Origin of the sequence: Azospirillum sp. A29 (assembly GCF_042604625.1) — a bacterium.
GTDB lineage: Bacteria > Pseudomonadota > Alphaproteobacteria > Azospirillales > Azospirillaceae > Azospirillum > Azospirillum palustre.
On the sequence record NZ_CP170466.1, the window covers coordinates 799,003 to 810,772 of the forward strand.

Here is an 11,770-nt window from a genome sequence, read left to right on the forward strand (position 1 = left end):
AGCACGAGGGTGTCGTGCCCGGCCGGACTTTCCGTCACTCAAAGAGCGCGTTGCCTCACGCCTTCAGCTTCAGCGCGACGAAGGACTCGTTGCCCTGCCGGTTGATCAGCATCAGCAGCGCCTTTTGCCCCGCCTTCTCGGCCTCGGTCACCTGACGGCGGACGTCGGCCGGGCTCTTCACCTCGGTGTCGCCGACCCGTTCGATCACGTCGCCGGGACGGACCGGCACGTCGACGCTGGAGGACAGGCCGGTCACCACCACGCCCTGGACATCCTCGCCGATGCCCAGCCGCTTGCGCGCCGCCCGGTCCAGCGGGGCGAGCTTCAGCCCCTTTACCGGTGCGACCTCCTCATGCTCGGCGGAGCCCTTGCCGGGGTCGGTCTCGGCGGCGGCCATCTGCTGCTGTTCGGACAGGCGGTCGATGCGCACCGGAACCGTCTTCTCGCGGCCCTCGCGCAGGATCTTCAGATCCACCGTGTCGCCGGCCTTGGTATCCGCGACATGGCGGGTCAGGTCGCGCAGGTTGTTGACCGGCTTGCCGGCATAGGACAGCACCACGTCGCCCTGATGCAGGCCGGCGCGCTGGGCCGGGCTGTCGGCGGTCACCTCGGCCACCAGGGCGCCCTTGGCGCTGGGCAGCCCGACGCTGTCGGCGATGTCCGGCGTCACCTCCTGGATCTTCACACCGAGCCAGCCGCGCTCGACCTTGCCGCTGTCCTTCAGTTGGGCCACCACCTCCTTGGCGAGGTTGGCGGGGATGGCGAAGCCGATGCCGACCGACCCGCCGTTGGGCGAGTAGATGGCTGTGTTGATGCCGATCACATGCCCGCTGAGGTCGAAGGTCGGGCCGCCCGAGTTGCCGCGGTTGATGGCGGCGTCGAGCTGGAAGTAATCGTCGTAGGGGCCGCTGTGGATGTCGCGGCCGCGGGCCGACACGATGCCCTTGGTGACGGTGCCGCCCAGCCCGAACGGGTTGCCGACCGCCATCACCCAGTCGCCGACGCGGGTCTTGTCGCTGTCCGCCCAGTCGACCGACGGCAGCGGCTTGTCCGACTTCACCTTCAGGAGCGCGAGGTCGGTCTTGGCGTCGCGACCGATCAGCTTGGCCGGCATGGCGGTGCCATCCTGCAGGGTGACGGTGATCTCGCTGGCGCCGTCGATGACGTGGTTGTTGGTCACGACATAGCCGGCCGGATCGATGATGAAGCCGGAGCCGAGCGCCCCGGTCTTGCCGCGCGGACCCTGGTCCTGATCCTGGTCGCCGTCAGGACCGCCATTCGGGCCGCCATTCCGGTTCATCTGGTCCTGGAACTGGCGGAAGAACTCCTCGAACGGCGTGCCGGGGGGCACGCCGGGGATCGCCGGGCCGCGCTGGGTCCGTGCTTCGGCCTTGGCCTCCTGGGTGGCGGCGATGTTGACCACGGCCGGGCTGACCTTGGCGGCGAGGTCGGCGAAGCTGGCCGGCGTGTCCTGCACCATGGCGACGGCCGGCGGGGTGGCGTTCTGCTGGGCCTGCGAAACCGCCCAGCCGGTCAGCGCCGGAGCCGTCAGCACCGTGGAGCCCAGCAGCAGGGCGGCGACAGTCCGGCGCAGGCGGCCCACACGCCCGATTTCGCTCCGGGTCTCGCGCTGCGACTGGGAATTGGCGGGAGGAAGGGTGGTCATGACGGCGACACTCCGATCAGGCGATTCCGACTGTGGGGAGGTGGCGCCGGCGGTCCGGCCGCCGCGGCACCTCACCGCTGTTGTCCCCAACATAGGAACCCGCCCTTCACCGCCGCCTTGCGACCGGATGAAAGAAATTTCAGGCTTGCCGGCCCGAGCGGCAGCACTGCCCTACTCGCCGATCAGATGCAGCGCGATCTCCCGCCGGTGCGGGCGGGCGCGGTGTTCGAACAGGTAGACGCCCTGCCAGGTGCCCAGCGCCGGCTCCCCCGCCATCACCGGGATCGACAGGCTGACGCCGGTCAGGGCGGAGCGGATATGGGCGGGCATGTCGTCCGGCCCCTCGGTGGTGTGGGCATAGAGCGACGGGTCCTCCGCGACCAGACGGCGGAAGAAGCGCAGCAGGTCGGCCTGCACGTCGGGATCGGCATTCTCCTGGATGGTCAGGGAGGCCGAGGTGTGGCGGCAGAACACCGTCAGCAGCCCGGTCTCCATCCCCTGTTCCGCCACCCAGCGCCGGACCTGGGCGGTCACCTCGACCAGCCCAGCGCCGCGGGTGGGAACGGTCAGCGTCGTGACGGCTTGTCGCATGGCGTGCGGTCTCCTTCATGGTTCGCCGGCTTGGTTCCGGGGACAGGCAATACCAGATGTCTCTACCCCAACGGTGTCGCCCGAATAAAATCGATGAGGCCACTGTTTCTGTCGGAAGGCCAAGGAGGAAGACCGCGCATGGACATCACCGGCACCCACAGCGTTCCCGGACCGCGCGACCGCGTGTTCGCGGCACTCTGCGACCCGGCGGTGCTGATGCGCTGCATCCCCGTGCTGGAAGAGATGGAGCGGCTGTCGGCCACCGACTATGCGGCGCGGGTCCGCACCACGCTTGGGCCGATGAAGGCGCGCTTCTCCGGCCGGCTGCGGCTGGAGCCGGAGGATGGCCCCCACCGCTACCGGCTGGTCGCCCAGGGCAATGGCGGGCTGGCCGGTGCGGTGAAGGGCGAGGCGTTCGTGGTGCTGGAGGAGGAGGACGGGCGGACCCGGCTGACTTACAGCCTGTCGGTGGCGCTCGGTGGAGCGGTCGGCCGGCTGGCGGTGAAGCTGGTGCAGGCCAAGACCGACCGCGTGCTCGCCGGCTTCTTCGAGCGCTTCGCGGAGGAAATCGACGGCCGCCCGGAGTAAGAGGCTACGTGATGCGGCGCAATGCCGCAGGCCATGGGACCGGAGAGCGCCTTTCGCAGGTGCAGCATCATGGGTCAGGATAGCAGGCGTCGCGGGTGCTCTTTGCCGGTGGAGATGCCGAGTGGTCCTGTCCCAGCCCACTGCCCACAGCCTTGACCAAAATCCCGCTGCGGATGATGACGCCGCCGACCGCATGATCTTCGGCCGCATCCTGGCGCTTGTCGCCGCCGATCCGGCGCGAACGATGACAGGAGCGCTGGCGCTGACCAAAGCCGACCTGACGGAACTTGCCGCAAGACACGCCCCCCACTTCGCCGATGCCGTCGCCGCCCTCCCCGGCGGGGACGGGTCCGACGAGGATGCCATCGAAGAGGCCGACCTGCGGGCCTTCCTGGCCGAGCATGGAGCCAAGGGAGCCGACGAGGAGCGCTGGCTGGTCGCCATCCTGGCTCGTCGGTCGCTGGAGCCCAACCATCTGTGGCAGGATATGGGGTTCCACAACCGCGGCGAACTCAACACCATGTTCCGGCGGCATTTCCCGGCGCTGGTGGCGCTGAATTCCAGCGACATGAAGTGGAAGAAGTTCTTCTACCGCCAGCTTTGCGAGCGCGAGGGGCTGATGCTGTGCAAGTCCCCCAACTGCGAGGTCTGCGACGACGTGGAGGTCTGCTTCGGCGAGGAAGCCGGCGACCCGCTGTCCACCCTCTCCCGCCTCGCTCGTGGCGGGTAAGGAGGCTCAGCGCGGCTGGGCGCCCAGATCCTCGAAGGCCATGCCCTTGTCGGTGTGGCGGAAGCGGCCCTTGCCGTTGACTGTCAGCGGTGGCTGCCCTGGCTGCGGCACGAAGGTGGCGGCGTAATAGCAGTCATACTGGCCGCTGCCGTCCCGGCTGCCGGTGCCGCCCTTCGGCTTCGCCTCGACGCAGCCCTGCTTGCGGAAATTGTCGAAGGCACGGAAGGCGGCATTGCCCTGGCGCTCCAACGTGCGGCGGGTGTGCGCTTCCACCAGCTTGCGCATGTCGCCCTCCGACGGCTCGCCCGAACAGGCGGCGAGCGACAGCGTGGCGATCAGGAAGAAGCAGCGTCTCACCGCCCGCCCAGCAGCCGGTCGACCCGCTCCTTCAGGGCGGCGAAGGAGGGCGGCTTGACCACGAAGCCGTTGACGCCCAGCGCCATCGCCTGCTTCACGATCTCGGATTCGGTGTGGTTGGTCAGGAACACCACCGGGGCGCGGGGATTGGCGGCCTCGGTGCTGGCGCGCAGGCGGGCCAGGAATTGCAGGCCGGAGACCGGCTTCATGTCGATGTCGCAGACGATCAGGTCGGGATTGACGCGGATGCACTCGTACATCGCCGACTCGCCGTTGTCGGCCTCTGTCACGTCGCGGAAGCCGATCTGGCTCAGGATCTGGACGATGGTGCGGCGGACGAAGGGCTGATCCTCCACGACCAGGATCTGAAACTGGGAATAGTCGATCACCTGCATATCCACTCCCATTGCTCCAGCCAATACGCCGCATCCCACTGATACCGCCCGAACCGGTGGCGGGCAATCGAAGGTCGGTTACCGGCGGATGGAATGTGATTTTGGTTCTGTAAATTATCCGACAATTTGTAGTGCCGGGGCCGTCAGCCGCCGGCCTGTACCCGGCCGGGGAACAGGCGCTCCAGAACCGTGCGCAGACGGTCCATGGCCAGCGGCTTGTGCAGGCAATCGTCCATCCCGGCGGCGCGGCAGCGCGCGTCGTCCTCGGTATCGGTCCCGGCGGTCAGTGCCACGATGGGCACGCGGCCGGCCTCCCCCGGCAAAGCGCGGATGGCGCGGGCGGCCTCGTGGCCGTCCATCACCGGCATCTGCACGTCCATCACGATCAGGTCGAACCGCCTGTCCGTCGCGGCGGCCAGCCCCTGAACTCCGTCCTCCGCCGTCGTCACCGTGTGGCCCAGCGCCTTGAAGAAGCCGGCGGCCACCAGACGACCGATGGGGTTGTCCTCCACCAGCAGGACCGACAGGGCGGCAGGACGCAGCACGGCCCGCACCGGGATGCGGACGGTCAGCCACTCCCCCGCCGCGCCATCCGGCCCGTCGGTCGGCAGATGCCCGCCCAGACGCCGCACCAGCGGCTGGATCGCGGCCAGCACCAGGGGGCGCAGCCGGGCCGCCCCCCGGTGCCGCAGCGTCAACTCGGCGGCATCGCCCGCCGGCCGCAGCGACAGGGACAGGGACAGGGACGCTCCCCCCTCCGCGGCCAGCAGCGTCAACAGATCCCGCAGCCCGGCGGCATCGCCGATGAACTCCTCGTCCGCCCCGCCTTCAATCGACATTGCCTTCGCATCGGCGGCCAGCGCCGCCAGCGTCAGGCTCTCTTCAACCGCGGCGCCCGGTCCCACCGGGCGCAGGGCCGCCACTGTGGTCTTCAGGGCGGCGCCCGCCGCCTGGACGGCGAGCAGCCGGTCCTGCTGGCGCGGCAACAGCGGCGATTCCAGCGCGGCGGCCGTCAGCGCAATCATCGGATCGAGCGCCGCCGCAACCGCAGCCCCCGCCGCGTCGAGCAGCGATGCAGCCTCATCCCGGCCCCGCTGCGCCTCGGCCAGCGCCATCCGCAGCCGGTTCTCCCGCATCTGGCGCCGGCGGGCGGCCGATACCGCGCGGCGCAGGCCATCGCCATCCTCTTCACCATCGCCGGCCGGCCATGCATCCTGCGCGCCCGCCGCGATGAAGCCCGCACCGTCGTGCCCCTGCCCTTCCGGCAGCAGGACCACCACCGCCGGGGCCGGTTCCAGCCGGGCCAGCGCCTCGACCGCCGCCACCGTGGGAGTGTCGAGCACCACCACCGTTTCCCCCGCCGCCGCACCGTCGCCGCGCAGCCGGTCCAAGGCGGCGGCCACCGTGTCCACCCGCACCAGCTCCGGGAAAAGCGAGGCAAGCGCCCCGGCGGGCGGCGGCGCCTGCGACACCAGAAGCACCGGCTCCGCTGCCGCCGACCCGGGTCGGATCATGGGTTGGGTCTTAAATCCTTCTGCCATTTTTCCTCGAACGAACCGTCAGCCGGCGATGGAGGTGGAAACGGAGGATGTGGGAGCGGAGGCCGGGGCGAAGGCCAGGCCGGAACAGCCGTCGCCGATCACCACGCGGTTGCGGCCCGCCGCCTTCGCCTCATACAGCGCGCGGTCGGCGCGGCCAAGCGCCTGTTCGATGCAGGCGTCGTCCTCGCCGGACATCGCGACGCCGATGCTGACGGTCATGCGGATGCATCCCTGCCCCAGGTCGGCGGGATCCAGCGGCAGGTCGTTCAACTGCACGTCGGCCAGCGCCAGCCGGTGGCGAAGCCGTTCCGCCACCTCGCCCGCCGAGGCCAGCGGGGTTTCCGGCAGGATGACCGCGAACTCCTCGCCGCCCAGACGGCCGATATGATCGGTGTCGCGCAGCTCGCTGCGGCAGACCTCCGCCAGCCTGACCAGCGCCCGGTCGCCCGTCGCATGGCCGTGGCTGTCGTTGATTGCCTTGAAGCGGTCGATATCGAGCATCAGCACCGAAACCGGCCGACCATAGCGGCGCAGCCGGGCCATTTCGACCTCGGCCAGCTCCAGGAAGCGGCGGCGGTTGTACAGGCCGGTCAGCGGGTCGGTGGTCGCCATGCGGCGCAGTTCGCTCTCCACCCGCTTGCGTTCCGACACGTCGCGGATCACCGCGGTGAACAGCAGGCCATGGGCATGGTGCAGCTTGGCGATCGACACCTCCGCCGGAAACTCCCGCCCGTCGGCGGTCAGCCCCTGAACCTCGCGGCGGTTGGTCATCACCTGGGTCTGTACCGGCGACACGCTGAACTGGGCGATGTGCGCATCGTGGTCCGCCCGGAAGCGTTCGGGGATCAGCAGCGACAGCGGACGGCCCAGCATGTCTTCGGCATCGTAGCCGAACAGGCTTTCCGCCGCCCGGTTGAACAGGGTGATGTTCAGATCGGCGTCGGTGGTCAGGATGGCGTCCTGCGCCAGCGCGATGATGCCCTGCAGCCGCTCCTCCGACAGGCGCAGCTCCTCCTCCAGCCTTTTCCGGGCCCTGGCGTGCTGGACGGCGCGCCACATCAGCGGCCCGTCGGTCTGCCCCTTGACCAGATAGTCCTGGGCGCCGTGGGCCAGGATCTCCAGCGCGAAATCCTCGTCGTCATAGCCGGTCAGCACCACCAGCGGCAGCGACGGCGCATCGGCATGCAGGCGGGTCACCGTCTCCAGCCCGAAGCTGTCGGGCAGCGACAGGTCGAGCAGCACGACGTGGCAGGCGTTGTGCTGCAGCCAGGCCCGCGCCTCCTTCAGCGAGGTGACGCGGGTCACACTGGAGCGGCGGGCATAGGGCGCCAGCGACCGGGTGACCAGCCGCGCGTCGGCGTCCTCGTCTTCGACCAGCAGGATCGCCGTGCGGCCCTCATGCGGTTCCGGGAGCTGGGACAGGATCGGCTTGCGCGGTAAGGCGATGGACATGGCGGACCTCCCTCACCGTGGCAGCCGGACGACGCGGAACCAGTATTCCTCGATGCTCTTCACCGCGTCGAAGAAGGCGTCCATGTCCATCGGCTTGGTGATGAAGCTGTTGGCACCCAGCAGATAGCTGGCGTTGACGTCGCGGTCGACGTCGGAGGTGGTGAGGATCACCACAGGAATGGTCTTCAAATCCTCGTCCTCCTTCAACTCCTGCAACACCTCGCGGCCATCCATCCGCGGCATGTTGAGGTCCAGCAGGATCAGATCCGGCCGGGCGGTTCCGGCAAAGGGACCCTGGCGGCGCAGATAGGCCATCGCCTCCACCCCGTCACGGACGTGGCCGACATTGCACAGGATGCGCCCGTCGCGCAGCGCGCGCTTGGCAAGCCCGGCATCGGCGGGATCGTCCTCGACCAGCAGGATCTCGAACGGGGTCGTCGGCTCCTGCATCAGGGGAAGCCTCGGAAGGAGGGATGGGGCAGATGGATGGAGAAGGTGCTGCCGACGCCGGGGCTGGACAGGACGGTGAGGCGACCGCCCAGCCGTTCCACCATCTTGCGGGCGATGGCCAGCCCCATGCCGGTGCCGGGATGTTCGTCGCGCGGATGCAGGCGCCGGAACACCTCGAAAATCTGGTCGCGGTAGCGCGGTTCGATGCCGATGCCGTTGTCGCGCACGTCGATCACGTCATAGCCGTCTACCCTCCGATGGGAAATCTGCACCTCCGCCGCGCGGTAGGGATGGCGATATTCGATGGCGTTGGCGATCAGCACGATGAAGATCTCGCGCAGCCGCCGCTCGTCGGCCTGCACCGGCGGCAGGTCCGCCACGGTCACGGCGGCGCCGGCATCGGCGATGCGCCGCGTCAGCGCCGCCAGCGCCGCCTTCAGCGGATCGCCGGCCGGGATGACGCCGCAGCCGAGCGGCACCCGGTTCTCCGCCAGGAAAAGCTGCACGTCGCGCAGCAGCATCTTCAGCCGTCCGGCGCCGTCGACGATCTCGCGGATGAAGCCCTCGCTCTCCTCGTCCAGCTATGCCCTTCTGCTGGTGCTCCAGCAGCTGGGCATAGCTGGCGATGGCGCGCAGCGGCTCCTGCAGATCATGGGCGGTGGCATAGGCGAACTGCTCCAGCTCGTTCTTGGCGCGCCCAAGCTCGGCGGTGCGCAGGTCGACCTGCCGTTCCAGCGTGTGGCGGCGGCCGATGGCCATGAAGGTCACCGTTTCGATCAGCAGCGACAGCAGGAAGAAGGCCAGCTGGAAGCCGCGGAAGGTCGGGTCGCCATGGGCAAGCCCCTCCCAGCTGGTGCGCGGGGCCAGCGCCAGATGCCAAAAGCCGTCGGGCAGGTTGATCCGCTCGACCAGCGGGTCGCCCTTCAGCGCCAGGGCGTCGCCGGCCACCTGCTGACCGCTGTCGGTCACCACGGCGAATCCCAGATGCGCCGGCACCCGGTCGAACCGCACCTCGTTCAGGATGGCGCCGACGTCGAACACCAGCCCGACGGCGCCCCAGGGCTTGCCCGGTCCATAGACGATCTGGCGGGCGATCAGCCCCTGCCCGCCCTGCAACAGCTTGACCGGGCCATGGACGGTCACGTCGCGGCTGACGATGGCGCGCTGCACCGTATCGGCGAAGCCCGGCCGGGCGTCCCGCAGCAGGTCGTTGCCCAGCACCTTCTCGTTGCCCTCCATCGGATAGACGATGCGGACGACGAAATCGGGGGCGGCGGAGATGTTGCGCACCCCCACCACCGACCGCCGCAGCCCCTCCGCATAGCGGGGGAACTGCTCGGCGAGGCTGCCGGTGCCGGACGCGACCTCGACGAAGGCGGTCAGGCCGCGGACCAGGGCGAGGCGCTCGTTCAGCGCGCTCGACAGGGTGCTGGCGAGCGACGAGGCGGTCAGTGCCGCCGTGGCGCGGTGTTCGGCCACCAGGACGCGGACATAGACGTCGGCCATCCAGACATAGCCGACCAGCAGCACCAGCGTCACCACCGCCTGGACGGCGGCGGGCTTCCAGATGCGCAGTCCGCCGGCCAGCAGACGGCGCAGGACGGCCGGCACCGGACGGCGCGGCGCGGTCATGGCTGCGCCGTCATGATCGGATCCGAACCTCGCCGGTGCGACCAGCCCCGGCCTGCCCGGTCGCGTCATCCAGCGCCGGCAGGACCAGGCGGAACAGGCTGCCGCACGGGCGTCCGTCCCCGTCGCGGAGATCGTCGTCCGGAGGGTCGTCCACCCAAAGCCGGCCGCCATGATGCTCGACGATCTTCTTGCAGACGGCCAGCCCGACCCCGGTTCCCTCATACTCGTCGCGGCGGTGCAGCCGCTGGAAGATGCCGAAGACCCGCTCGCGGTCCCCGGCGGCGATGCCGATGCCGTTGTCACGGATGTCGATGCGCCAGACCGCAGCCGTGCCCGGCTGGTCCGTGCCCTGCCGATCCGTATGCTGGCGGTCGGGGGCCACGGAGATGCGCACCACCGGCGGCCGGCCGGGCTGGCGGTACTTCACCGCATTGCCGATCAGGTTCTGGAACAGCCGCATCAGCTCGTCGTCGTCGCCGGCAACCGTCGGGCCGGCAACCGTCGGGAGCGCGGCTCCGCCCGGCCATTCGACGGACACCGCGGCACCCGCATCCTGCACCGCCACCTCCAGGTTCAGCAGGGCGAGCCGCAGCGGCTCGTCCAGCGGCACCGGCCGGAAGGTCTTGGCCTTGCGCCCGACCCGCGAATAGTCCAGCAGATCGACGATCAGCCGGTCCATGCGCTGGGCGCCGCCGCGGGCGAAGTCGATGCATTCCCGCGCCTCCTCGTCCAGCGAGCCGCCCAGGCTCCGCTCCAGCAGAGTCAGGTAGCTGGTGATGACGCGCAGCGGCTGGCGCAGGTCGTGGGAGGCGACATAGGCAAACGCCTCCAGCTCGGCGTTCGACCGTTCGAGTTCGCGCGTCTTGCGGCCCAGCGCGTCGGCCGCCCGGCAGCGTTCGGTGATGTCGTGGATCAGCGACATCAGCAGGGTGCGGCCATGCACCACGATGTTGCTGATATAGACCTCGACATCGCGAAGCTCGCCCGACGCCAGACGGTGGCGGAACTGGAACAGCCGGCGTTCGGCGCGTCCGGCATGATGCAGCTCCTGCTGCACCACCATGGTCGGGGCGGCGTTGATGTCCTCGATGCGCATGCTGCGCAGCCGGTCGAGCGGATAGCCGTAGAAGCTCGCCGCCGCCGGGTTGGCATCGACGATCCGCCCGTCCACCGGGTCGATCAGCAGCTTCACCGCACAGCTGGAGACGAAGATCTGCTCGAACAGCTGCTGGCGCTCGCGCAGGGCCTGCTCGGCCCGCTTGCGCTCGCTGATGTCCATCACCGCGCCAACGATGCCGGCCGGCTTGCCGCCGGTGCGGCAATAGACCGCCTTGGAGAACACAACGTCGCGCAGCGTCCCGTCGGCACAGCGCAGCCGGGTTTCGTAGCTCTGCGGCTTCTTGTCGGCGAGCAGGGCCCTGTCCGCCGCCTCGTCCGCCTCGGCGATGTCCGGCGGGGCGAGGTCGAAGACGGTGCGGCCGAACAGGGACTGGCGGTCGATGCCCATCCAGCGTTCGAAGGCGCTGTTGGCATCGACGTAATGGCCCATCACGTCCTGGACGAAGATCGGCACCGGCACCGTGTCCAGCAGCACGCGCTGGAAGCCGGCGCGGTCGTTCAGCGCCTGTTCGGCGCGCCAGCGGACGGTGACGTCCTGCACCACCCAGACATAGCCGCGTTCCGGATCGCCGGGCTTCACCGACCGGCCGATCAGCCGGCAGCGGATGTCGGCGCCGTCGGCCCGGCGCATCGCCACCTCCTCGTCGAACTGGCCGCCGGCCTGCATCCTGGGATAGGCGCGCTCCCCGACTTCATCGAACACGCGGTCGTCGCCATAGATGACGCGGGCGCTGGATCCGACGATGTCCTCCAGCCGGTGCTGGAAGGTGGCGGCGACCGACTTGTTGACGCGGCGGATCACCCGGTCGCGGTCGACCAGCAGCACGCCCACCGGCGCGTTGTCGAGAATGGCGTCCAGTTGCAGCCGGCTTTCCACCAGCTCCTCTTCCATCCGCCTGCGGGCGGTGACATCGACCTCCCAAAGCCCGTCGCCGGCGGCATCTGCCGCCAGATGCAGGCGCGGCCCCGCCGAGGCCGTCCGGCCACACCGCCAGCGTAGACGGGTGCGGGGACTGCGCCTGATTTCCGCCACGACGGTCGCCGCCCCAACCCCGGGATGGGTGTTTTCCGATTGGAAACATCCCGACCGGCAAGACAAGGGTATGGTATCGGCCATCACTGCGTCCCGGCCTCTTTTCTATCGAAAGGTTCCGCACAGCGGACGGGATGCTTCAAGCTGCACGCATCGTCGGCAATGAACGCAATCATATCCCGTCATCCAACAGGGACTCCCCCTGTGAAATTGTCA

12 protein-coding genes are annotated in these 11,770 nt (G+C 69.4%); 2 read left to right on the forward strand and 10 right to left on the reverse strand.

From position 1 onward, the window contains the following. Positions 1-55: 55 nt before the first annotated feature. Positions 56-1,666, reverse strand: coding sequence for a DegQ family serine endoprotease (locus ABNQ38_RS18585; RefSeq protein ID WP_377809671.1), 1,611 nt, complete (start codon positions 1,664-1,666; stop codon positions 56-58). Between the two features lie 171 nt (positions 1,667-1,837). Further along, positions 1,838-2,257, reverse strand: coding sequence for a secondary thiamine-phosphate synthase enzyme YjbQ (locus ABNQ38_RS18590; RefSeq protein WP_377809672.1), 420 nt, complete (start codon positions 2,255-2,257; stop codon positions 1,838-1,840). 138 nt (positions 2,258-2,395) lie between these two features. Between ABNQ38_RS18590 and ABNQ38_RS18595 the strand changes: the two genes are divergently transcribed. Continuing rightward, positions 2,396-2,845, forward strand: a complete 450-nt coding sequence (locus tag ABNQ38_RS18595; protein WP_377809673.1) for a CoxG family protein — start codon at positions 2,396-2,398, stop codon at positions 2,843-2,845. 121 nt (positions 2,846-2,966) lie between these two features. Continuing rightward, complete coding sequence (locus ABNQ38_RS18600) at positions 2,967-3,575, forward strand: nitrogen fixation protein NifQ (protein ID WP_377809674.1); 609 nt, start codon at positions 2,967-2,969, stop codon at positions 3,573-3,575. A gap of 6 nt (positions 3,576-3,581) precedes the next feature. On the opposite strand, the gene ABNQ38_RS18605 is transcribed toward ABNQ38_RS18600, so the two are convergent. The 8 genes from ABNQ38_RS18605 to ABNQ38_RS18640 form a co-directional block, all read right to left on the reverse strand. After that, on the reverse strand, positions 3,582-3,932 hold the full coding sequence (locus ABNQ38_RS18605) for a hypothetical protein (RefSeq protein ID WP_377809675.1): 351 nt from the start codon (positions 3,930-3,932) through the stop codon (positions 3,582-3,584). Beyond that, positions 3,929-4,327 (reverse strand): response regulator, encoded by a 399-nt coding sequence (locus tag ABNQ38_RS18610; protein ID WP_377809676.1) that lies wholly within the window; start codon positions 4,325-4,327, stop codon positions 3,929-3,931. The genes ABNQ38_RS18605 and ABNQ38_RS18610 overlap by 4 nt, the downstream gene beginning before the upstream one ends. A gap of 143 nt (positions 4,328-4,470) precedes the next feature. Continuing rightward, positions 4,471-5,841, reverse strand: coding sequence for a response regulator (locus ABNQ38_RS18615; RefSeq protein WP_377809677.1), 1,371 nt, complete (start codon positions 5,839-5,841; stop codon positions 4,471-4,473). 45 nt (positions 5,842-5,886) lie between these two features. Further along, complete coding sequence (locus ABNQ38_RS18620; RefSeq protein WP_377809678.1) at positions 5,887-7,320, reverse strand: diguanylate cyclase; 1,434 nt, start codon at positions 7,318-7,320, stop codon at positions 5,887-5,889. Positions 7,321-7,332: 12 nt separating this feature from the next. Further along, a complete protein-coding gene (locus tag ABNQ38_RS18625; RefSeq protein ID WP_377809679.1) occupies positions 7,333-7,770 on the reverse strand; it encodes a response regulator in 438 nt (145 codons plus the stop codon). Further along, positions 7,770-8,093: an ATP-binding protein gene (locus ABNQ38_RS18630; RefSeq protein WP_377809680.1), complete on the reverse strand. Its 324-nt coding sequence runs from the start codon at positions 8,091-8,093 to the stop codon at positions 7,770-7,772. Before ABNQ38_RS18630 ends, ABNQ38_RS18625 begins: the two co-directional genes overlap by 1 nt. Beyond that, on the reverse strand, positions 8,008-9,402 hold the full coding sequence (locus ABNQ38_RS18635; protein ID WP_377809681.1) for a CHASE domain-containing protein: 1,395 nt from the start codon (positions 9,400-9,402) through the stop codon (positions 8,008-8,010). Before ABNQ38_RS18635 ends, ABNQ38_RS18630 begins: the two co-directional genes overlap by 86 nt. 10 nt (positions 9,403-9,412) lie before the next feature. Continuing rightward, a complete protein-coding gene (locus ABNQ38_RS18640) occupies positions 9,413-11,554 on the reverse strand; it encodes a PAS domain S-box protein (protein ID WP_377809682.1) in 2,142 nt (713 codons plus the stop codon). Positions 11,555-11,770 lie beyond the last annotated feature (216 nt).